The sequence below is a fragment of the Leptospira licerasiae serovar Varillal str. VAR 010 genome (assembly GCF_000244755.1).
Taxonomy (GTDB): domain Bacteria; phylum Spirochaetota; class Leptospiria; order Leptospirales; family Leptospiraceae; genus Leptospira_B; species Leptospira_B licerasiae.
In genome coordinates this window covers 128,190-151,341 of the sequence record NZ_AHOO02000011.1, presented here as the reverse complement: position 1 = coordinate 151,341, position 23,152 = coordinate 128,190, and the positions used below count along the sequence as shown (strand labels likewise).

The 23,152-nt window shown below is 41.2% G+C and carries 13 protein-coding genes; 12 read left to right on the top strand and 1 reads right to left on the bottom strand.

What is annotated here, in order from left to right; translation table 11 throughout:
* Positions 1–58: 58 nt before the first annotated feature.
* Genes LEP1GSC185_RS13220 through LEP1GSC185_RS13205 form a run of 4 tightly spaced genes read left to right on the top strand, consistent with a single transcriptional unit; the run spans position 59 to position 11,668 of the window.
* Complete coding sequence (locus tag LEP1GSC185_RS13220) at positions 59–400, top strand: STAS domain-containing protein (RefSeq protein WP_008594836.1); 342 nt, start codon at positions 59–61, stop codon at positions 398–400.
* 14 nt (positions 401–414) lie between these two features.
* Positions 415–3,441, top strand: a complete 3,027-nt coding sequence (locus LEP1GSC185_RS13215; protein ID WP_008594662.1) for an LIC_11026 family protein — start codon at positions 415–417, stop codon at positions 3,439–3,441.
* 5 nt (positions 3,442–3,446) lie between these two features.
* The gene (locus LEP1GSC185_RS13210) at positions 3,447–4,070 is read left to right on the top strand and encodes a hypothetical protein (RefSeq protein WP_008595191.1); all 624 of its coding nucleotides are present in this window, start codon (positions 3,447–3,449) and stop codon (positions 4,068–4,070) included.
* 5 nt (positions 4,071–4,075) lie between these two features.
* Positions 4,076–11,668, top strand: coding sequence for a PD40 domain-containing protein (locus LEP1GSC185_RS13205; RefSeq protein WP_008593795.1), 7,593 nt, complete (start codon positions 4,076–4,078; stop codon positions 11,666–11,668).
* 168 nt (positions 11,669–11,836) lie between these two features.
* Here LEP1GSC185_RS13205 and LEP1GSC185_RS13200 read toward each other — a convergent pair whose 3' ends face one another.
* The gene (locus LEP1GSC185_RS13200; protein ID WP_008594281.1) at positions 11,837–12,913 is read right to left on the bottom strand and encodes an aminopeptidase; all 1,077 of its coding nucleotides are present in this window, start codon (positions 12,911–12,913) and stop codon (positions 11,837–11,839) included.
* Between LEP1GSC185_RS13200 and LEP1GSC185_RS13195 the strand changes: the two genes are divergently transcribed.
* The 8 genes from LEP1GSC185_RS13195 (at position 12,912) to mutL (ending at position 23,151) form a co-directional block, all read left to right on the top strand.
* Complete coding sequence (locus LEP1GSC185_RS13195; RefSeq protein WP_008595422.1) at positions 12,912–14,012, top strand: S1C family serine protease; 1,101 nt, start codon at positions 12,912–12,914, stop codon at positions 14,010–14,012. The genes LEP1GSC185_RS13200 and LEP1GSC185_RS13195 overlap by 2 nt on opposite strands.
* Before the next feature lie 25 nt (positions 14,013–14,037).
* Positions 14,038–15,342 carry a pyridoxal phosphate-dependent aminotransferase gene (locus LEP1GSC185_RS13190; RefSeq protein ID WP_008593641.1) on the top strand — a complete coding sequence of 435 codons (1,305 nt, stop codon included), beginning with the start codon at positions 14,038–14,040 and terminating at the stop codon, positions 15,340–15,342.
* Positions 15,343–15,345: 3 nt separating this feature from the next.
* Complete coding sequence (gene murI / locus LEP1GSC185_RS13185; protein ID WP_008594990.1) at positions 15,346–16,119, top strand: glutamate racemase; 774 nt, start codon at positions 15,346–15,348, stop codon at positions 16,117–16,119.
* A gap of 77 nt (positions 16,120–16,196) precedes the next feature.
* The gene (gene lsa19, locus LEP1GSC185_RS13180; protein WP_008594435.1) at positions 16,197–16,808 is read left to right on the top strand and encodes an adhesin Lsa19; all 612 of its coding nucleotides are present in this window, start codon (positions 16,197–16,199) and stop codon (positions 16,806–16,808) included.
* A 53-nt stretch (positions 16,809–16,861) separates the two neighbouring features.
* The gene (gene purM, locus LEP1GSC185_RS13175) at positions 16,862–17,899 is read left to right on the top strand and encodes a phosphoribosylformylglycinamidine cyclo-ligase (RefSeq protein ID WP_008595838.1); all 1,038 of its coding nucleotides are present in this window, start codon (positions 16,862–16,864) and stop codon (positions 17,897–17,899) included.
* A 21-nt stretch (positions 17,900–17,920) separates the two neighbouring features.
* Positions 17,921–19,177 carry a chloride channel protein gene (locus tag LEP1GSC185_RS13170; protein WP_008595337.1) on the top strand — a complete coding sequence of 419 codons (1,257 nt, stop codon included), beginning with the start codon at positions 17,921–17,923 and terminating at the stop codon, positions 19,175–19,177.
* Between the two features lie 115 nt (positions 19,178–19,292).
* Positions 19,293–21,329 carry a sensor histidine kinase gene (locus tag LEP1GSC185_RS13165; protein ID WP_008595540.1) on the top strand — a complete coding sequence of 679 codons (2,037 nt, stop codon included), beginning with the start codon at positions 19,293–19,295 and terminating at the stop codon, positions 21,327–21,329.
* 37 nt (positions 21,330–21,366) lie between these two features.
* On the top strand, positions 21,367–23,151 hold the full coding sequence (gene mutL, locus LEP1GSC185_RS13160; protein ID WP_008595017.1) for a DNA mismatch repair endonuclease MutL: 1,785 nt from the start codon (positions 21,367–21,369) through the stop codon (positions 23,149–23,151).
* The last annotated feature ends 1 nt before the right edge of the window (position 23,152 follow it).

The window sequence follows — 23,152 nt, the reverse complement described above, 5'->3', positions numbered from 1 at the left end:
CTTTACAAGGAGGCTGGAATGCAGATCTTATATAAGCACAAAAATCCAAGAAAGGGTTATGAAAATCAAAGTCACCACTAAAAACGACGTTCACATCATCAAGATCGAAGGCCCGATCAAAGCGGGCAATGAATTCGAACTTGGTCAAAAAATCGAGGAGTATATCTCGAAAGGTGACGTTCCGAAGTTTATCATCGACCTTAAAAAAGTTCCTTTCATCAACTCAGCCGGTTTGGGGATGTTCCTTAACATCTACAAACATATCGACGGTTTGAAAGGTCGCATGGTATTCACCAATTTGAATAACGATATCGAAAATTTAATGGAGATTACAAAGTTAGCCAGCATTTTCGAGATCTACAAAACGCTGGAAGAGGCTATCGAATCCTTCGAGTATTAGCCTAAACATTTCGGTTGGCTTCCGAGTTCTTACAGTATTTGAAAAAGAAAAAACTCCGCCTTGGGATCATTGCGGGGATTTTTCTCTTCTATCATCTCCTTTTCAACTCAATCACAGGACAGCTCCTCGTAGACAAAATTGCCTTTTCCGTTTTTGCGGGAAAGTTCGAGGCGAAGGTCAGGAGTTTTTCTCCATTTTACGGAATTAGGCTCACTGACGTAAAATTATATCCCACAACCGACTGGGGGCAGAACCCTGTACTGATCGCTAAAGAACTGGGGATCTCCTACAATCTTCCATTTGTAATTTTCGGAAGACTGAAAATTACAAAAATTTCCATCCATGGATTGGAGTTGGACCTCCAACAAAGGGGAAAACTTTGGAATATATCCTCCGCTTTTCCTCCTGGCAAAAAAGAAGAAGTTCCTACCGAAAACAAAGAACCGGTTACTGAGATCCGTACTTATATTCCGATCAGCGCATTCTTAGAACTCGACCTAAAAGACATTAATCTACATGTGAATTCGGAAAATGGTTCCAAGTCTTACTCTGCGGGACTGGAAGGATTAGAACTCGGATTTCTTTTAGATACGAATCGTTTTACTCGAATTCCATTCGATCTAAAAGTTTTGGATCTGATAGATCAGTTCCAAGTGAAACTGAATCCGGAGAATCAGATAAGGCTTAAATTCCAAGACGCTTCCGGAGGACTGGATCATCCGTTTAAATGTACTTTGATTTGGGAAAGAGCAGAAGGTTCCAAGTCCGGGTTCCATTCCAAACTAGACCTTGGTTCCGAAAGAATACCGATAAGAATTGCGAACAGAGTCAGTGCGCCTTTCGGTTTTTCAATAAAATACGACGTAGATGTTTCTCCAGAGAAGAAGGAACTACTACTTAGAAATTTAGAATGGAAAGTGGGAGAAGATACCTGGTTAGAAGGAAGCGGAAAAATTTCAGACTTCTCGGCAGATTCGGGAAAAGTAAACCTTGCCATTCAAAAATCCAGGATAAGACTCGCGCCACTATCTGATTTTTTACATAGTCTTGGATTCGACTCCTTCTCCATGAGCGGAGAAGCGAGCCTTGCGCCTATTTTAGCGGAAGGCGGATGGGACAATCTAAGAGTCTTGGGAGAAGTCCGTGGAAACTCGCTGGATTTCAGGATCGGGAAGAAGAGGCATTCTATTCCTGTATTCAATTTGGACTGGGATGTCCGGATCGATCCCCAGAGCGAAAAATATCCAGGACCTAGAATCCCGCTTCCTTGGATGAGGTCCTTTACATTCAAAAATTTGAAAGTAATATATAACGAAATTATATTACAAGGAAACCTAAATTACTCCCAGGCAGAAGGACCGAATTTAAACCTGAAATTGGACAATTTCGGGCTAGGCGATTATCTAACGGGATTTTCAGGAAAATTCTCCGCGGAACTTTCCGCTTTTGGAAAAGATTTTTCAGAGTTAGATACTGTTTTGAAATTAAGAGCCAAAGGTTTTAGATTTCCGTTAGGCAGAGGAAATTCCGGAAATATACTTTTAGAAGGAGGGTTAAAGGCTATATTCCATTTTCCTAAAAAAGCCTGGGGATTAGAGGAAATATTAGTATCCAATCTAAACCTACACGCCTTCTCTCCTGAAGGGAACTCAGCCGCAAAATTGGATACAGGTGGAAGGATCGGGCTTGGAGAACCTTTCGTATTAGATCTGAAAAAAGCGGGACTTGCTCTGGACTTGGAGCATCTTGTCCCACTTCTTCCTTTATCCCTTCGGGAAACATTGATCCCGGTTCGGAACCAAGTAGGACAAAAGGTCGGATTGGACGGAGACTTTTATTATTCGCTCGGAAATCGGGAGCAGAATATCCGAGGAAGTCTTGGGGTAGATTTGCCCGGGATGAATCTTCGGGATGGAAAACTCCATTTGGATCTAAAGGTAATCGGAAGTCCAAGCTCTAAGATCAAAATTGATAAATTAGAGTTAAGCGCTTTCTCCCAAAAATTACGCTTAGGCTTAGGAGGAGAATTAGTCAAGGCATCCAAAAGCGGACCTCCTCCTTCCGTGGGAGAATTTATTCCAAGCTTAAACGGAGAATTAAAACTTTTATCTCCCAAAGAAAGCGGATTGATCAAGGGGCTATTCTTTCAAGGAGAAGCCGGAATCAAGTTCGGTTGGTATGGAAGTCTTATCCAAGGAAATTTAATATCTAAAAATTCTAATATACTCGTGCAAGGCGGGGTTTGCCCGGGATACGATTGTAAATTGTATAGAATAGACGGATGGAATGCGGATGTTCCTTTTGCCCACGACCTTTCCGTAAAAGAGACCAAGAACCTGATCGAAGGGAACAAAAGAAAATTCGTGATGAACTATGGACGGACTCCTGCCCCCAATTTTACGATCAAGCAGATCATCGGAAACCATCCTTCCTTGAAAGGTACTCCATTCGAATACAGCAGACCTAAGGCGGATTCTCCCGGACTTTCCGCCAACATGGAATACTCGGAAAATTATTTACGAATGGATTATCTCAAAGTATATACTTTGGATGGGGAGATTTGGGGAAAGGATATGCTCGTTAACGTAGGCTCCGGCGATCCTGAAAAAATGGAATACTCGGTTTCCCTGAGAGTCAAGGATATAGATCTAAAACAATTACTTCCTGCAAAGACTAAAGGCAAGATAGACGATGGAAAGGTAAAAGCCGATCTGAACCTATGGGGAAGGAATCTGGGCGATCCGGTCCCGAACTTGAACTTGTTTTTTAGTATCTATCAGATCGGGAACGATTTTGGAAAAAGTGCGATCAATATTTTTGCGCCTTCCAATATACTCACCGATTTTATTTACGGAAGTTATGCAGTGGATAAGATAGAATTGGAATTATCTAAGGGTTTGGTATATGCAGTGATCCTATTCAAACGTTCCATTTTAGGGACAATCATCCAATTGGAAAACAATCAGGTTTCCCAACAAAGAATGCCTCTGGCAAACTTTCTCAAACGTGCCCAAAACGAGATCGAAACTTTCAATCAGTAGAACTTATGAAGAATATTCTAAAATTCTATATTATTCTTTTTGCAATCTTTCCGTTGCTGGTGTATTGCCCGATCAAGGCTCCTCCAATCACATTCACCCAGACCCAAACCGCCGCCGAAAAACAGATGTTGGGAGAGGACCGAAATTTGGAGAGAGACGGATGGCTCATAGCATCCATTAAAACTTCTTCTTCGGGTTCCGAGATCTGGGAAAGAGATCTGATCAAAGAGGAATTCGGGAATATTTCCGATAATCAGTTCTATATGGCGCTTCGTATCTTAGCCTATCTCGCAAGAGAACTCAGAGAATATAGGAGTCTCGGGATTTTGGCAGAGGGACTCGACGGAAAAGTCAGATGGAATCCTAAGATCAGAGAGGCGGGAGCGGAGAAGATCTCTCAAGATCCTAGACGAAAATCCAGAATAGAAGATCTTGTAAAACTTACGAACGAAAATAGAGAGATCGTAATGAAGGAAAAATTAAAAAAATCGTTCTCTGATCCGAATCGCACTTTTACTGAAAAAGAAAAAGCCTCCATTAAGGAAAGTATCCAAACCACCTGGCTTCGTTCCGTGGATATAGGAGAATATTACGAGGCCTCCGCCGGGAATTGGAAAAAGAAGGAATAGCCTAGATGAAGCGCGGTGCCCTATTCTTTTTCTTATTTTTATTTTGTAATTGTCTGGTTTTTATTCCGGCGCAGCGGGTTAGACCGATCGAGTTCGATTACGGTCCAATTTCTAAAAATTATTTTAATCCGGAGAACGATAAACCGTTTCCGTTGACTGTACAAAGAGGGAATAACCTCTATAATTCCACCACAAAGGATGGAAGATATCTTTTTTATACGACAGGGCAAAAAGGAAATTATGATATATGGTTCAGGGATCTTAAAAGTTCCATTGTAGTTCCCATAACGGAACACCCTTCTTCCGAATATAAACCTGCGATCAGTCCTGACGGTAAAAAATTGGCATTCGTCTCCGAGCAATACGATACGGCGGGAGATATAGTCCTATTGGAAATTGAGCCTGAGGTCTGGGCTAAAAAAATCTTAGAAGGAAAAAGATTCCTAAACGACGATTTCGAGTTCATTACAAATCGAGAATATTATGATCTCCGTAAGTCGGATAAATTTTCGGATTCGGATCCTGTTTGGGGAAAAGACAGTAGAGTATTGTTATTTTCCTCGGATAGGCTGACACCGGGAACTCCGAATCTAATATTATGGGATACGGAAGGAAAAGAAAAGCCAGTCTTACTCACACAATCCGGAGCCGTGAATCCATACTGGTCCGGGGATGGGAATACTATCGTATATCTTTCGTATGCGGATTCCAAAGAAGGGGAGATATACTCTTTGGATTTGGCAACGAGAAAAACAAAAAGACTGACTAACGATCCTTACTTGGATTTTTCTCCTAGTATATCTCCCGACGGAAGATATTTATTCTATACATCCATTCGTTCCGATTCGGATGGGAACCGAAAATTGGATGAGAGAGATAATAGTCTGATAATTCGGTTGGATCTTTCCGACATGAAAGAAAGAAGGCTAACTTCCGGAAATTTTTCTTTATTCGATACGAAGTATTCTTCCTTTAACGGAGGAAGTATTCTATTTACCGCATCATATTACGGAACTTTAAATATTTATTTTCTTCCTTTGAGCGGATCTATCCCTAAAGCGTCCAATATATCCGCACAATTCGAGTTGGCCAAGGAATACGGCAAAAAACAATCCTTAGATGATTATATATTAGCCTTGGATTCCCTGGAATTGTATTACAAGGAAGATCCTCTTTATCCTATTTTTCGCGCGAAAGTCCTGAATGAAAAATATTCGCTTTATAAAAAGTCAGGAAAAACATCCGAGATCAAAAAGGAAATGAGCTCCTCTCGTTTGGATCCTAAATGGGGATTTGCTTATGTATTCTATCTAGAATCCGAAAACAAAGGGGTATCCGAGATTAAAGAATATTTTTCTAATATTCGAAATCATGCGGATGCGCAGGTGGCCGCCGCTATCTTGGAAGAGATCGGAAATCTGGAAGAAAGGTCCGGCAAATTAGAGGCTGCCCTTAATTCAAAGCAGGAGTTAGCGACTCGATTTCCGGGATATTATAATATCCATGAAATTTTAAGAAATATAGGTTCTCTTCAACTTAAGGAAGCAAAGAAGAAGGACTGGACCATCCCTTCCACACTTCTGCAGGCAGCGAATGAGTCGGATTCTAAAACGATAGAACTTAGGAATTTATACGGACTTTTTGAAGAGCAGATCTTGGCAGGAAAGTCCGACTCGGAAAAAATTTCTCTATCTGAAAAAATAGAATCTTCGAATAGGATCAAAGAACGTTCTCCGGTATTGTATAGATTTTTAATGTATACAAAGGCTGCGGGACTTTCCGGGCAGGGTGCATTCGCGGAAAGTAATTCTCTTTTGGAGTCTTTGCTGAAGGAGATTAATCCGAAAGATCCTCTGTTCCTTAAAATCCATCTATTAAGATCTTCTAATTTTAAAGGACTTGGAAGTGTTCGTTATTCTTTGGAATCACTTCGAACATTTCTTGAAAATTATGATCATGACTCCGGAGTTGAGATCTCTGATAAGGAGATGGAAAGGTTCTTTATCTATTTCGAGAATCTTGCTCGGAACTATGAGAACAGGTCCGACTTCTTCCAAGCTTCTCTTCACTATTTTTATAATACCGAGAATATGTTCCTGGCAAAGAGTAAAAGCCTCTTTCAGGACACCGTTTACAAGGATTATGCCATCTATTACCAAAAACTAATGGTGGATACTTCCTTCAAATTAGCCAGATCTGTGAGTGAAAAGAACGCTTCTGGTATTTTAGGAAATTTGAATCCTCTTGAGTTTGATCCATTGGATAAAAAGGAAGGTCTCGTATATATAGACCAATATTTCGAGAAGGAAAAGATCCTACCTCGGGCTCGGGCCTTCTTGGATCTTGCCACATTGTATGGATATGCATACTATCTGATCAATCGGTCCGTGATCCGGGAGACTTATTATTATAATTCCGGGACAATGGATCGGATCAAAAAAGAGGCCGCTCTTCGTGATTATAAGCAAGCGGAGTATGAGCTCAGATGGATCATATTTGCTGAGCCTACTTATCATGACGCTTACCAACTTTTAGGTTGGTTATACCAATATGTGGACATCATGAAGTCCAGAAAACCGAGCGATAAAGAGCCGCTCGATGAAGACAAATACAAGGATGAATATTCTAAATATTTTCCCGAGAAAAACTTTGAAGAGAATATTGAGTTATATAGCCAGATCTTAGAATTGCTTGGCGAAAATTTCCAAAACAAAAAAGCCCTCTCCGATCTGAGATTGAATTTGGGTAATAATTATTTCTTGCTGAAAAATTACCCTAAAGCGGATGAACAATATTCCTTAGTAGAATCGTATTCAAATTATATAATATCCAAGGCACAATTCGAGGATTATAGACAGAAAGCGGTGTTCCTATTCAATTCCGCACGGGCTTCCATGTATATGTCTAAGTATGGAGACGCAGTCCGAAAGTTAAAAAATGCGTCGGACATCTATTCAAAAAACGAATTTCTACAATTATATTCCGGAACGGACTACGCCAAAAACCTGCAAAGTTATCGAGAAAAATTAACATTACTTAGGACTTTGACAGGTCTGTCCCATATGGAATTGGGAGAATATGCACAAGCTCTTCCTTATCTAACCGAGGCGTTGGAACTCAACGAACCGTCCAGGTTGGTGGACCCGATCAATATTAGAAATGCATTAGCAATTTCTTATCAAAAATTAGGTTATATCTCTAAGTCGGAAGAAAATCTGAAAGAAGCGGAGAGGGAAGCTTATTCTCGCAAAACTCTATGGCTGCCGAAAAAGGTGAGTCCTAAATTTTGGGAATCTGTTTGGGACTCTATTTGGGATTTCGTTTTCGAGGCAGTTCTTCCAGATTCCGTTCGTATTTCAGGATCGGGTAGATTTCCGGAGGCGATTCCTCCCGTATTCCAGCCGCTATTATCTTCCGGGATAAGAGTGAATAACCTGGTATTGGAACAAAACTATCGTCTAGCCGCGGAAGAAACGGACAAACGTTTGGAATACGTTAACAAAAAAGGTCTTAAGAAGACCCTGGCGGGACAATTAGTGCAGTCCCAATCTTATGCTGACCTTGGATTTTTTCAGTATAAAAGGAACGAATTCGAAAACGCTAAATCAGCATTTTTAGAAGAGAATGAATTTCTTAAAGATTCCGCAAATCTTTCAGGAAGGTCTTCGAGCAGCTTTAAAAGATATTTATATTCATTATTCGCTTCTATAGAAGCATCCGACAAAAAAGAGAAAAATAATCATTCGGAAGAATTAAACAAGGCCTTGGAAGAATTAAACAGGTTCAAACGAGAATCAATGCAGGTCTGTCTTTCTTCCTGGTCGGAAGATCAGTTGGAGGGAAATTCAGTATGTTCGGAGGAATTTTATAAACAATATTATGATTTTGACATACTGAAGGCGACGGTTCTCTATTATTCCGGAGAGGAGAATTTTAAAAAAGGAGAATGGTTGGAAGGATTCGAAAAATTGGGAGTCTCTTCCGCCTTGCTTGAAACTCCATCCGGATTGCCAAAGGAGATTGTCGGACTCTCCAAGGATCCGTTCTCAAGAAAAGAAAGGGTACTTCATTTTTTAAGTAGAGCCAGTGTATTTTACAGATTAGGGGATCTAGAAAGAGCAGAAGAATGTTTAAAGGCTGCAGAAGAGATGGCCAACACATTCTACTTCGGGGCGGAACTTATCCAAACTTGGGTGCTCCAAGCAAGATTGGATCTAATCTCCAAAAGATCAGATAACGCAAAGGCAAAGTTATCCAAGGCGGAAGACCTTCTGAGAAAACAATTCCATTTGATCTCGGACAACAAAAGTTTCCTGCTAAGAGACTTGTACGAAACGAAGATCAGAGCGGAGCTGGATTCGGGAAATACAAATACCGCATTTAACGACTGGACAAGACTCCAGAGATTATTAAACTTCCGTAATTTTCAAAAGGGGAGTTGGGAATTTAAGGAAGCCAGGTCTGAATACGTAAAATTTGAATCCGATTGGAAAAACTACCGAAACACTTATTCTAAATACCAAAACTCTCTGGAAATCAGAGGAGATGTTAGAAAGGAAGAACTTGCGCTCACACAAGCGGCGACTCAGGTCACTAAATCGCTGGAAATTTTAAGATCCAAACTTTCTAAAAATGCCGCGTTCTTAGATCCTTTCGGCGTAGTTCAGGAGGAAGTTCTAAAACAAAACGAGACTGAAATTCGCTTATTAGAATCTAGAGGTTCCGTATTTGCTCGGATCAGGAATTATTCTGCTTTAAAGTTCATAAATTTTGAAAATGAATCTAAGGCGACAAGCTGGATTACCTCCAACTTTGAGAGTTCCGGTCGTAATCTTATCTTAGATCCAGGAAATACTTCCATAGGTGAAAAATTAGGTTCTTTAATTCCCGGAATAGGTTTTAAACTTTCTTCTTCCGTTCTAAGCAGGGAAGAGCGGACTCCGAAAGTGATCTCTTCTTTTTTACCGATTGACGGATGGAAATACAGAAAGGTAGACTCCGAGTCCTGGACAGATATATTAGAAGACACTGATATTCTAGTTAGCTCTTTCCCGGATGTAAAAGGAGATTCTACTTTCGGAGAAAGAAAGAAGAACGTTATAGAACTCAGGGAAATTTTTTCAAGAGAGCATAGATTAGCGGCAGTAATATTTACATATTCCGAAAAACCGAACTGGCACCAGATCTTAAAGGCATATACAGGACTTTCCGGTTCCGGCGTTAGTTTGATGTATCTTTGTCCTGGAGAAACTTGTGTAAAAGAATCTCTGGAAGAAATTTTTTCAGGAAGAGTGTCAAACTCCGCAATTCGTTTCGGTAGAGCTCTGGAGAGATCGGGACATAGGAACCAGGAAGCGGAAAAACTTTTTGCCAAGTCTAGAAGGGGCGAAAGAATTTCGGACTCTTCGGAAGTGTTTTCCGATCTGCATAAGGCTCGTTCCTACGCGGAGCCGAATTCCAATTTGGCCCTTAAAATTGAATCGGATCTGATCCGAGCTTATCAAAGAATAAAACCTGATTTTTCTTTGAGTAAAATTTTCTCCTTACGTTATGAAAATCGAGATGTGAATTCTCAAAAAGAATTGGGATTGAATCTATGTCTTTCCAGATTGCTGGAAACGGAATACAAGGATTGCGGGGACATTCCGCTACCGGAAGGTAAGAATGAAATTTTAAACGGGATATTCGCGTTAAAAGAGGGAAAATTTCCAGGCAATTCCTTAAATTCGAATATTTCAACGGATAGATACGACCCATTCTTATATAGATTAAGACTTTCTAATTTAGCCTTGGAGGCTTATTACCCGGATCTTGCTACTTCTCAGCTAGGGTTTGCAAAACAATTCATCTCTTCCGGATCGGATCTGGAAATTTGGAAGAAGATGGAGGCTCGTATACGAAAAGAAAAATCTCTTTTGGAAGAAGAGGAGGATTGGCCTGAAAGTTCCAATCAAATTGAATTGGATCCGCAAGAGAGGAATTATCCAAGGCATCTGGCTTTTTTAGAAAATCGTAAAAAGCTGGGACATAGGATCTCTCCTCTGTCCTTGTATTCCGAGATCCATAGTTCTTCCAAAGCACTGTTCCAAACATTAGATTCTGAATCCAGATCTTCCGTGCTGGATTTGCTACGTTATTCTCTTCCGGAGGAAACCGGAAAAGAAATGGAGGAATTTTTAAATTCCTTCGTAGAACAGGAAGGTTTTAAGAAAAATTTTCCAAGACAAACCAAGATCATGTTGGAATTCGGAAAGGCATATCTTTCCAGGGGAGATCTTGATAAGGCAAAATATTGGATTTCTAGATCAAAGGGTATTTTGGATGAGTTCTATTCATCTGAAATAGAGTTTATTAATTCTAAAATTTCCTATTTGGAAGGAAAAAAAACAAACAAAATATCCGAATCAGATTTTTCGGAATATCTTTCCGAATATGAAAACGCTTCTTCCAAAAAGTCTTCCGAATTTGTGGAGTTGACGAATCGTTTTGTTAAAAATAGGAAGAAGAAAAAGTTTAGTCCTGCCGACAGGAGAGAACTTAATGATTTTATAACATATCTGCAGACTCTTTCTTTTCAGCAAAATGATTCGGAGACATTCTTCGATCTAGGATTGATAAAGGATAAAATTTCGGCCGTTCGTTCCGCTTTGTTTGGGCGTTCCGTCTTTTATTCGGACCTTCCCAATTTTAGTAAAGTTTCCTTTCTTTTAGAGGAGAAGATCCCCGAAAACCAAGAGTTTTTAGCTTTGATGGATCTAGGTTTAAAAACCTTTTATATCAAATTTACTAAGGGTAAATCCAAGGGTGATCTTGCTTTCAAGGATAATCGAAAAGTAAAAGCTTCTATTTATAAATACAATGAAGAAGCGGACAAAGGTGGAGCGGAAGTTTTATTGAGAGAGGCATTGGAGACCGAGATACGTCAGAATATTCGTCCTTCTAAAAACAAGACCACCTATCTGTATCTTTCTTCTTATCATTTTTTGGCTCCTATTTTGCCTAAGGCGGAAGAAGAGATCTATTATGTTGCAGATCCGGAGACATTGCTTAAAAATCCGGTGCATAAAGAGAAAGAAGAATTTTGGGATGGATTCGGGATCGTAACTAAAGACGATGTAAATTCACCGGACTGGTATTCTCAATTGCTTCAATTGGAGAACTTGGAACTTTCTCCAAGGGGAAATCAAACAATCACACCTTTTCATGTAGTCCGGATTCCTTTGATCGAAGATAGAGAGAAGGGAATTTTATTCGGGAATAAGTCCGTCTCGGAAGTGGAATCTGGATCTTTGCAAGGAGTTTGGATGCTCGCCTCTTCTTTCTTAGAAGGTTTCGGAAATGCTTCTTTGAACTTAAGAGATTCATTATATTATTTGGGAAAATTCTGGAAGGGACCCGGGGTCATAAACCTGGGATTCCAAACCGATACTCACAATTCAAGATTTTTGAAAGAGATCTCCTCCAGAAAAGAGGACTCTAAAACTTCTCTTCGGAATCGTTTTTTGAAAACCATGGATACAATGAGAGAGATATATCCTGTGGACAAGTATTGGAACGGTTATAGATTGTTTACGACTTCCTTTATTTCGAAGGAATAATGATCTGTTGGAGTTCCAACATGGGTATTGAGATCGCCCCCACCCTGGTTTGGGAGGGGGGAGTGGCCCGTGGGAGAGCGCTTACTTGCTTATCATAAAATCCAAATCTTTACAATTAGATTTTACCTCTCACTTTTGTAGGAGCTCCTACATATCATTTCCCAATATTTACTTTTCCTCTAATAGTGCCTTTCTTTCCTCCACCGTTTTCTCTTTTAACTTCCTCATTTCCTCATGGAATTTAAAAAAATCCCTTCCGACTTCCTGGAATCTTTTCTTAAAATATTGAGTTCCGGAATTGTAACGAAGAATTCCGATAAAGTCTTCGTTATTCCAATCTTTTTCAGCGAGTTTTTTGGAATTGATCTTGGTCCATTTTGTTTGGATAAGTCTTTTTCGAAAATCGGAAATGATCTCCGATTTTTTAGCCTTTAGGATGTTTTCTGCGCCTCCTTCCGAATATGCATTCTTAAGAAGATTTGCAGTCTCTAAAATTAAATTTTTATAAAGTTTGGTTTCTTCTTCAGATCTTTTTCTTTCCTCTAAAAGTTTTGGACCTCCGATCTTGAGGACGTATTCGTCCGAGCCTTCTTCTTCCACAAAACTCGCATAACTTTCGTTAAATAAGGAGTCTCCGGGAAAATACACGGTAGCGTGGGCCATTTCGTGGATCACGATCGAGGCTAGATCTCCAGGATCTTCATACAGTTGAGAAGAGAACAATGGATCCTCAAACCATCCCAAAGTGGAATATCCTGCTGTGATACGTATTCTTGTATCGAAGCCTTGTTCTTTTAAGTATTGTTCTTCTTCTTTCGCTTTTTCTAATAGGAAATATCCTTTGTAAGGCACTGTGCCGGCAATCGGGAACCACCAAGTATAGGACTCGAATTTTAATGGATGGCAAGCGCTTACATGCCAGCCGATAGCCGGTCGGTCGAGTTGTACAAAACTTTTAAATCCACCTTCCGGCGAGAGAGCCAATTTTCCGACGCCGAAATCTCTGATCTTCTCCACTTCTTTTAATTTTGTTTTGGTGGTTTCGGGTATTTCTGGATCGGCTAAAACTTCCGGGATAGCTTTTCTTTGTAGAAGGATCTTTGCCTGTTCTTTTCCGAGATGATATAGATAAGGGATACATCCTTGGCCGGAAAAGAACAGAAGAAACAAAACAGGTATCCCGGAAAAGAATCCGAGTCGACGATTCTTTCCGTTAGGTAGAAGGTGGGTTGAGTCTGATTGCATGAATGTTCGTCTTCCTAAAATCGTTTGGATCAATAGCGGACTTTTGGTTTTATTCCTATTCGTCCTCATTCTTCCGGGAGAAGGAGGTTTGTCCTCCTTTTTCCGAGGCGGCAAACCTTTAGGTTATTCCGACCAAAAAGCCGGGATCCAATTACAGGAAGCTTTTCGGAACGTTTACAATTTTTCAAAGGATTCAGTAGTTTCCATCCGAACCAAAAAGACGGAAGCGATCACAAGTCCGTACCAATATTTCGATTACCGCACCGAAAAACTTTCCTCTTTCGGGAGCGGGTTTCTAATCCACGAAAAAGGATATGTTGTCACAAATTTTCACGTTATCTCAGACGCGGAAAGTATAGAAGTAATCGCTTCCGACGGTAGTGTTTTCCCCGCTAAATTTGTGGGAAGCCATGAAAGAGCGGATATCGCTCTTCTAAAAATCAAAGAAGGAAGCGGACTCAAGCCGGTTACTTTCGGCGATTCGGATAAGATAGAAGTAGGGGATTGGGCGATCGCGATCGGTTCTCCTTTCGGTTTGGAAAGATCTTTTTCCGTGGGTGTTGTCTCAGCAAAATATAGAGAAGATCTGGATGAGACTGGCCAAACCCATATCCAAACTGATAGCATGATCAACCCTGGTTCCAGCGGTGGACCACTTCTGAATATATATGGAGAAGTAATCGGGATCAATCGTTTGATCCGAAGCGACTCAGGTAGGAACACCGGTATAGGTTTTGCCATCCCGATGAATTACGCCAAAAAGATCATTCAATTGATCGAGGAAAACAAAGGCAGAATTATCCGTCCTGCCACTCTGGGTGTGATGGCGACTGTTCCACTTCCTGACCATAAAAAAACTCTTGGAATCCCTTCGGATTGGAAGGGAGTTCTGGTTTACGATATGGATCCCGGTTCTTCTGCGGAAAGTTCCGGTTTGAAACGATACGACTTCATTATGGAAGCAAACGGAGTCCAAGTTAAAAATATTAATGATCTGAGGGAACAGGTCGGAATAGTAGGATTAGGCGGCAGGTTAAAACTTAGGATCTACAGGAATAAATCCCTGGAAGAACTGACCGTTCGATTGATACAGAAATAATTTTTCTAAAATCATAAGGTTAGACATGAGAAGAAATATCGTTCATAGCGGTGCTGATGCTCTCATTTACGAGATCCGTCAGATCGTAGGAGTCGCTAAAAAGTTAGAAGCTCTAGGAGTTCCGATTACGTACGAGAATATCGGGGACCCCATCCAAAAAGGAGAGAAGGTCGCTCCTTGGATGAAAAAAATCGTTTCGGATCTGATCTTAGAAGATAAGTCCTGGGCCTATACGGCTACCCAAGGATTTGAGAAGACCAGAAATTTTTTAGCGGACAAAGTGAATGAAAGGGGCGGAGCGCAGATCACCGCCGACGATATTCTATTTTTTAACGGACTCGGAGACGCGGTCGCTAAAATTTTCGGTTTTTTACGAAGAGAGGCTCGGGTAATCGGACCAAGTCCTGCGTATTCTACTCTTTCTTCTGCGGAAGCTGCTCATTCAGGTTACGAGCATATGACCTATAATCTTAATCCGGAGCAGGGTTGGATGCCCGATCTGGAGGATATAGAAAATAAGGTCAAATACAACGACTCTATTGCAGGTATTCTTCTCATTAATCCTGATAATCCAACCGGCGCAGTATATGATAAAAATGTAATGCGTGAGATCGTTAAGATCGCGGAAAAATATGATGTAATGCTTATATGCGATGAAACGTACGCTCATGTAAATTATTCCGAAACAGGAACAATCCATCTCTCGGAAGTGATCGGAAATAAGGTGCCTGGAATGGCTCTCCGTTCCGTCTCCAAGGAATTTCCTTGGCCTGGAGGAAGATGCGGCTGGTTGGAGATCTTCAACAAGGACAAAGATCCGGTTTTTGCGCGTTATGCAAAATCTCTATTAGACGCTAAGATGCTGGAAGTGTGTTCCACCACTCTTCCTCAGATGGCAATTCCGGAAGTATATTCCCATCCTCAGTTCCTTCCTCATTTAAAAGAAAGAAATGAGAAGTTCAAGAAGAGAGCGAAACTTGCAACCGAGTCCTTTAAAGGACTTAAGGGTGTTACTGTAGTGGAGCCTAAAGGTGCATTTTATCTTACCGTTGCATTCGATAAGGGAGTCCTGGGAGATAAGATGACTCTTCCTATTTCTAATACAAAGGCCGAGGAATTTATCCGACCACTTCTCGGGAATTGTGCTCCGGATCGCCGATTTGTGTATTATCTTTTGGCTTCCACCGGGATATGTGTGGTTCCTCTTTCTTCTTTCTGTACGGATCGAGACGGTTTTAGGGTCACTCTTTTGGAAGAGAACGAAGAAAAATTCCGTTGGATCTATAATACTTTGAGAAAGAGTATAGAGGATTATACTACTTCCGCTTAGGATATGAAAAACGATAAAGAAAGAGTTCCTAAGATCGGAGTAATGGATTCCGGAATGGGAGGACTTTCCGTTCTTAAGGAACTCTTAGATCTTCCTTATTCCGTAAATTTTCTGTATTACGGCGATCTTGCACACGCTCCTTACGGAGAGAAGCAGACTTCGGAAGTTTTGGAACTTACTCGTAACGTATGTGACTTCTTCTTAAAAGAAAAAGTGGATGCGATCCTTCTTGCTTGTAATACTGCAACTTCCGCTTCGGCCTCTAAATTAAGAGAAGAATTATCCGTACCCGTATTCGGTATGGAACCTGCGATCAAGCCTGCGCTTCTTGCCCACCCGGGAGAAAAAATCGCGTTACTCGCCACTTCAGTCACTCATAGAGAAGAAAAATTGCAGGACTTGAAATATGAATTAGGAGCCTCCGAAAGAGTAGTTCACCTGAATTGTGACGGTCTTGCAACGCTAGTGGACCAAGGAAAGTGGGAAGAAGCTAAACTTCTTCTTAAAAACATATTAAAAATACCGCAAGAACAAGGAATTCGTGCTCTTGTATTAGGGTGCACTCATTACGTATTCTTGAAAAACGAAATCAACGAACTCTATTCAGAGGCAATTCTTCATGATGGGAATCGAGGGACCGTCCGCCATTTAGTCAGATCCCTTCATTTAGATCAAAAGTTAGGGCACCCTAACTATAATCTGTTCTTTTCTTCCCTCGATAACCTCGAAGAAACGGAACGGTTCGCCTCCCGATTATTGCAAAAGATATCCCCATAACGGGTAGAAATTTTTTTCCTAAAGAGTATTTTTTTGGTTCCCGGTCTAGAGGCTTTGTATTAGCTTTATGAATCCGTATGAACCCTATATCCATATCAAAGCTAGTTACGGTCCTGCTCATTCCAAGCCTATTCTTCTTCTGTAAACCTAAAGAAGAAGAAACTACGGATGCAATCGTCTCCTTTATCGTAGGAAAGGCGACTGCAGAAAAAGCGGGTTCGGTCCTGAAGGCAAGCGATCGTGTTGTGGAATCTGAAATCGTAAAGACAGATAAGGATGCAACCTTAGATCTAACCACTACTTTAGGGACAGTTCGACTCTTAGGTGGTTCGGAAGCTTCTATTGCTGCATTAAGAGCGGATCAAAATTATATTAAGATCAACTCCGGCAATATTTTGGTCAAAGTCGCCAAACTGAAAAAGAACGAATCCATTTCCATCGACACTCCTACCGTAGTGGCTGCCGTTAGAGGGACCCAATTCTGGGGCCAAGTGAATCCTGCTAATGAAACAGGAACATTCGCGGTTCGGGAAGGTAGCGTCCAGATCACAAGAAAGGACGACGAGGCCCGAGTTTTGGTAAAAGCTGGAGAAGCTGTGGACTTAGGACCCGGAATCAAGGCCCTAAAAGTTCGTCCGGCTGCTGCAGGCGAGCTCTCCGCAATGGAACAAATCGACCAAATGAAATAGCTTTTTTTCTGGGCATTAGACCCGATCCGGGAATTCTGTTCTGGAGCGGGTCCATGCAAGAAGATATCAGTTATAAATCAGCCGGAGTCGATACCGAAGCCGGCCAAGAATTCGTCAAAAAGATCAAACAAAACGTAGAATCCACCCATGGACCTAGAGTTTTAGGTGGGCTCGGTGGATTTTCAGGCGCATTCGACGTTTCCTTCCTCAAAAATTATAAAAACCCAATATTGCTAAGCGGCACTGACGGTGTTGGAACTAAGGTTGAACTTGCTCGTTTATTCAATATACATGATACGATCGGCATAGACCTGGTCGCAATGTGTGTGAATGATATTCTTGTCTCAGGTGGAGAGCCTTTATTCTTCTTGGATTATATTGCCTGCGGAAAATTGATCCCGGAAAGAATGGAAAGGATCGTTGCAGGTATCGTGAAAGGATGTAAACTTTCCGGATCGGCATTGTTAGGCGGAGAAACCGCGGAACATCCAGGTACCATGGACCCCGACGAATACGATTTAGGCGGATTCGTGGTAGGTGCAGTGGAGAAGGAAGACTTAATAGACGGTTCCAAGATCAAACCGGGGGATATCGTTTTAGGTTTGGAATCTTCCGGTCCTCATAGCAACGGATTTTCTCTCATTCGTAAATTGTATTTAGAGGGGGGAAGAAAACTTCCCGCAGATCCGGAGTTAGTCGGCTTCTTAAAAGAATTCGCACTTCGTCCAACAAGGATCTATGTCCAGAGTATACTGAACCTGACTAAGAGAGCAGAAGTAAAAGGAATGGTGCATATTACCGGCGGAGGTTTTTATGAAAACATTCCTAGGGTTCTGCCAGATTCCTTAGCTGTGGAGATCCATAGAGAAAAACTTCCCGAGAATCCTTTCTTTGCCCGAGTCCAAAAAGATTTTCCTTCTTTGTCCGAAAAGGAATTGTATTCCACTTTTAATATGGGAATCGGATACATAGTCATCGTTTCTCCAGAGTCCGTATCGGATGCGATCTCTGCTTTGGAAGAAAAAGGAGAACTGGTCCATAAAATCGGAGTAATCACTTCGAAAAATAAAGAGTCTGTTCTTTTTGTCTGAACTTTTCAAACCGGCAGATATATGGATCGGATCCAAACTCTATTAAAAAATCCAGTTTTCATCTTATCCAAAAAGAACCCGTTTATGCTTTCCAGATGGAGTATTTTATATGTGCTCCTCGGGTTATTTGCGGGAGTATTCTCCGCAGTGTTTTGGAAAGTTTTGGAATATCTAACCAAACTTTTAGCCGGCTTCCAGGGACATTCCGTAATTTTAGTCATGACTTTGTCCGGTCTTGGGATAGGCTTACTCATCTATTTCCTGGGTGAGCCTGGAGAAATTTCATTAGTAATCGATAATATTCGTTTTAGGGGCGGGAAACTCGATCCTAAGAATAATCCTTCTATGAGTTTGTCTTCTTTACTCAGTATTTCCTCCGGAGGAAGCGCTGGCCCGGAAGCTCCTCTTGTTCAGATCACTGGATCTTTTGGAAGCTGGTTTGCTGAGAAGTTAGGATTGGAAGGAGAAGAACTTAGGTCCATGACCATTGCCGGAATGGCAGCAGGATTTACTTCCTTGTTCGGTTCTCCTTTAGGTGGAGCCCTATTCGCATTGGAAATCCTACAGCATAGACATGTTGTAGAGTATTACGAAGCATTATTGCCTGCGTTTCTTTCCAGTTGTAGCGCGTATTTCGTATTCTTATTCATGACGGATATGGGGATCGGACCTACTTGGGAATTTCCACAATATGTTCCGGGTGGAATAGAGGATTTTCAATATGCGATCGGATTTGGAATGGCAGGAGCGATCGTAGGATGGATCTTTTACGGAATATTCAGAATTACTAAATTTTCTTTCTCTAAAATAACTCTACCTGTTTTCGTGAAGACCACTGTCGGCGGATTGTTACTTGGATGTATTGCCTATTATGAACCGTTGACACGTTATTTCGGTCACGATCAATTGAACGAGATCGTAGTAACTAAAGGAAATTGGATCTTTTTCGGGACCCTCGCTTTATTAAAGATATTGGCGATCAATATCACTGTTTCCAGCGGTTGGAGAGGTGGGATTATCATACCGTTATTCTTTGTTGGAGCAGTTGCCGGAAGATTTTTTATGGACTTCTTTCCTTCCGAGAACGAATCTTTTTTGCTGATCTGTTTAATGGCATCTGTGAACGCTTCCGTGACCAAGACGCCTATCAGTACTACGATACTACTCACCGGGTTGACCGGAGTTTCTAATTTTACTCCTGTATTATTCGCCTCTTTGAGCGGATATTTCCTATCTCCCAAGGCTCCGTTTATCAGTTCTCAGGCTGACTCGGTTTAAGTCGCAAGAACCACAAAATTCGGTTGTAGGAACTCCTACAAAGCAAATGCTACCTGTTTGCTCCGTATTTTGTCCTCGACGATTTCCCACGAATCGATAAAAGATAGCCAACTCTATGGGAATTTTTTCTAAAAAGGATCCGCTCTTTTTTTTGGCGGTATTCTTATTTTTCGCATATTGTACACCTTCTCCTAAAAAGGCTTTATTAGAGAATGGTGTTATAGATTGGGAAAAATCCCAGACCCAAGGGAAATGTTTTCGAATGACAGGGGAATGGAAGTTTGCCTGGTTAGGTACTTCACCTGATACAAGTCTTCCCAAAGAGCCTGAAAAATTTTCTACGAGTGTAATTCCAGGTAGTTGGACCAAACATGATTGGCCGGGTAGCGACGAGGGAGAATTTCCTAAATACGGAAAAGCATTGTATAGAGTCGACTTGCTTTCTTCCATGCCTGTCGAAAGTCTTCATTTGGTTTCTTACGATCAAGGTACGAATTATAGGATCATATTTAATGGAAAAATAATCAATGAAGTGGGGAAGGTGGGAGATCCAACCGAAAAAGGATTGGAGCTACGGACTAGTTATTCTATTCTTCCCCCTTGGCAAGGAACGGCTCATCTAGATTTTGAAATTTCAAATTATCAATATAGAAAAGGAGGTCTTTGGAAACCTCCTATATTAGGTACTCCGGAGTGTGTCGGCCGTTATTATTTGGATCGAAGAGACTTGGAAGGGATCCTATGTGGCGGTCTTTTCTTCTTAGGTCTATTCCATATTTTTGTATCAGTTTTTTATAAAAAAGATTCTTCGGCTTTGATTCTAGGGATTTTTTCTATTACAGTCGGACTTAGATTGTATTCCACAGGAGTGAGATTATTTCCGGAACATTTTTTAGTGGGACCTGAGATCTATCTTAGGACCGAATTTATCACTTGGTTTATGGGAATGCCTTTGGCTCAACATTTCTTATTAGAAGTATTCCCTGTGGATTTCGGAAAAAAATTCCTGAAGTTAGGATATATCTTCGCTGGGATATTTACTCTTATTACTTTGTTTACCGGCCCAGCAATCTATTCGTATCTGATCAATCCTTCCTATTTACTCTTCGTATTTAACGGCGCCTGTTCTTTGGTTGTATTGGCAAAAGCAGTCTCTCAGAAAATGGTGGGAGCATATATTTATTTAACAGGTTTTATCTTCCTACTATTCTTTATGATAAGCGAGATATTATTCCATGCGGAACTTTTGGATTCTTGGGAGTTGAGCGGGATCGGGGTGGGATTATTTGTGCTCGGAAATTCACTCTCTTTATCTAGCAAGATGTTGAGTGGGTTCAGAGAAAGGGAAAAAGTCCAGGAGATCCTAAATACAAACTTGGAAGAATTGGTCCGAAAAAGGACCAGAGAATTGGAATTTGCAAGAGACGAAGCGGAAGCTGCAAATAAGGCAAAGAGCGAATTTTTGATCAACGTAGACCATGAGGTCCGAACTCCTATGAATGGTATCGTCGGGATCACTCAGATGTTATTGGATTCCGATCTTAAACCGGAGCATAAGGAAATGTTGGAGCTACTCAAAAGAAGTGGGGATGCTATGATGGTGATCCTAGGTTCTATGTTGGATGCTTCCAGTTTGGAAAAAGGCACATTATATCTTTTGAATAAACGTTTTAGTCTAAAGGCTTCCATTTACGAAGCCGCAATGAGGGTGGAAGATAAGATCCGCAAGAAGAACTTGGATTTCAGCGTAACTCTTTCTGAAAACCTTCCGGAAACGGTAGAAGGAGACGAGGAAAGATTTAAGACGATGCTTTTGGTCCTTTTGGAGAATGCGGAGAAGTTTACCGTAAAAGGATTTATCAAACTTACGGGAGAAAAACTCCAAGACACCAATTTGGACTATCGACTTAGATTTACGGTCCAAGATTCAGGCATCGGAATTCCGGAAGATAAACTCAGTTCTATATTTAATCCTTTCCAACAGGTGGATTCAGGAGTGACTAAACCTTTCCAAGGAGCAGGGCTTGGGCTGGCGCTTTGTAAGGCTCTCGCTCAGAAAATGGACGGAGATATTTCCGTCCAAAGTGTGCCGGGCAAAGGTTCAGAATTCATATTGGAAATCGCCCTTTCTAAACCGGAAATCCAATCTTGACATAAGATTTCCCCCTTCCAAGCTGGGTCCAAACTATATGGGAAGGATCCAAGAACTCAGTCCGGAACTAATCAACCAAATCGCCGCCGGCGAAGTGATAGAATCCGCTCACTCCGTTTTGAAAGAAATGATGGAGAACTCAGTGGACGCAGGTGCGGACACGATCGAAGTGGAATCCAGGGACGGAGGCCTGACCTCGCTCCTTCTTTCTGATAATGGATCCGGGATAGAAGAAGAGGATATCCCGCTTGCAATCCAAAGACATGCTACAAGTAAGATCCGTACATTAAAAGATCTTGAATTAGTTTCTTCTTACGGATTTAGAGGAGAAGCGTTGGCATCCATTGCTTCCGTTTCTAAACTCACTATAGAGACCGGAACCGGACTTCCTACCGCTTGGAAGGTGAGGGCGGAAAAAGGACAGATACTTTCCAAAGAAGCAATTCCGGGTTTCCAAGGAACTAAGATACTGGTCGAGGATCTATTCTATAATACTCCTGTTCGAAGAAAATTTTTAAAATCGGTTCGCTCCGAAGACAAAAAGATCCGTGACAAAGTAACAGTCCAGGCGCTTGCAAGAGAAGATATTCGATTTAGGTTCGTGCAGGATCATAAGGAGATCTATAGACTTCCTCCTAAGAATAAAAAAGAAAGGATCATCGACCTGTTTGGAGAAAATTTCAGGGACCACTTGTTGGAAGTCCAACTGGAGAAAAAGGGTTGGAAGGCTAGAGGTTATATCAGCGATCCTGATTTTTATAAATCCAACCGCACTGGCCAATTCATTTTTGTGAACGGAAGACCTGTGGAGATCAAGTATTCGTCTCATCTATTAAAAAAATGTTATGATGAACTGATTCCTCCGAACGCGCATCCGTATTGTTTTTTATTCTTCGAAGTAGATCCTGAATCTATAGATGTAAATGTCCATCCCGCTAAAAAAGAGATCCGTTTCCTGGACGAAGAAGGATTTAATACATTCTTCTTGCAGTTGATCCAAAGAGAACTTAGATCCAGCACACCTGTCAGCTTTTTAGAATTGAAAAACAGGCTTTTAAGACCGGAGCCTAAAAAGATGGAATCCACATTATATTCTTTCTCAGGTCCTTCTCCGGCAGGGACAGAGCAGCAACTTTTGGGTTCGTCCTTATACGAAGAAGTAAAATACTCTCCTTCTTTTCCTGTAGAAGCAGTTGGCCCCGGATCCAGATTGGATGACCTGACTGATATTCCGATCAAACATTCCGAGTTTATTCCTAAAAAACATTTCGGACTTCTATTTGAAACGTTTATCTTGGCGGAAGGAGAAGACGGTTTTTATATTATAGACCAACATACCGCTCACGAAAGGATACGTTACGAAGAAGTATTACGAAAACTGAAAAAGAAAAATTACGGAATCCAACCGCTTCTTACACCTATCCGTATCCCCGTTTCAAAACAAGAAGCGGAAGATATCAAGGAAAGATTGGTAGAATACCAAGAAGTCGGTTTGAAATTAGACTCGCTCGGAGATGACACAATGGTACTTCGAGAAGTTCCGGGATACTTTTTGCCCGGACATGAAAAAGAGATCGTGTTGGATTTTTTAAATCGGACCGGAGGCAAAGAAGTTCCGGAGCCTGAGTTATACGATCTTATGGCAAAATGTGTGGCTTGTAGATCCGCGGTTAAAAAGGGAGATCAACTTTCGGATCATTTGATAGCTGAGATGCTCAACCGTTTGAGTTATTGTGAGAATCCTTCGCGTTGTCCTCATGGAAGACCAACCTTGGTCAAATTAACCAGAGAAGATCTGGAAAGAATGTTTCATCGCAGGTAAA

Coding starts and splice junctions, on each gene's coding strand:
- LEP1GSC185_RS13220 (WP_008594836.1), top strand. CDS start 59: ATGAAAATCAAAGTCACCACTAAAAACGACGTTCACATCATCAAGATC.
- LEP1GSC185_RS13210 (WP_008595191.1), top strand. CDS start 3,447: ATGAAGAATATTCTAAAATTCTATATTATTCTTTTTGCAATCTTTCCG.
- LEP1GSC185_RS13205 (WP_008593795.1), top strand. CDS start 4,076: ATGAAGCGCGGTGCCCTATTCTTTTTCTTATTTTTATTTTGTAATTGT.
- LEP1GSC185_RS13195 (WP_008595422.1), top strand. CDS start 12,912: ATGAATGTTCGTCTTCCTAAAATCGTTTGGATCAATAGCGGACTTTTG.
- LEP1GSC185_RS13200 (WP_008594281.1), bottom strand. CDS start 12,913: ATGCAATCAGACTCAACCCACCTTCTACCTAACGGAAAGAATCGTCGA.
- LEP1GSC185_RS13190 (WP_008593641.1), top strand. CDS start 14,038: ATGAGAAGAAATATCGTTCATAGCGGTGCTGATGCTCTCATTTACGAG.
- murI (WP_008594990.1), top strand. CDS start 15,346: ATGAAAAACGATAAAGAAAGAGTTCCTAAGATCGGAGTAATGGATTCC.
- lsa19 (WP_008594435.1), top strand. CDS start 16,197: ATGAACCCTATATCCATATCAAAGCTAGTTACGGTCCTGCTCATTCCA.
- purM (WP_008595838.1), top strand. CDS start 16,862: ATGCAAGAAGATATCAGTTATAAATCAGCCGGAGTCGATACCGAAGCC.
- LEP1GSC185_RS13170 (WP_008595337.1), top strand. CDS start 17,921: ATGGATCGGATCCAAACTCTATTAAAAAATCCAGTTTTCATCTTATCC.
- LEP1GSC185_RS13165 (WP_008595540.1), top strand. CDS start 19,293: ATGGGAATTTTTTCTAAAAAGGATCCGCTCTTTTTTTTGGCGGTATTC.
- mutL (WP_008595017.1), top strand. CDS start 21,367: ATGGGAAGGATCCAAGAACTCAGTCCGGAACTAATCAACCAAATCGCC.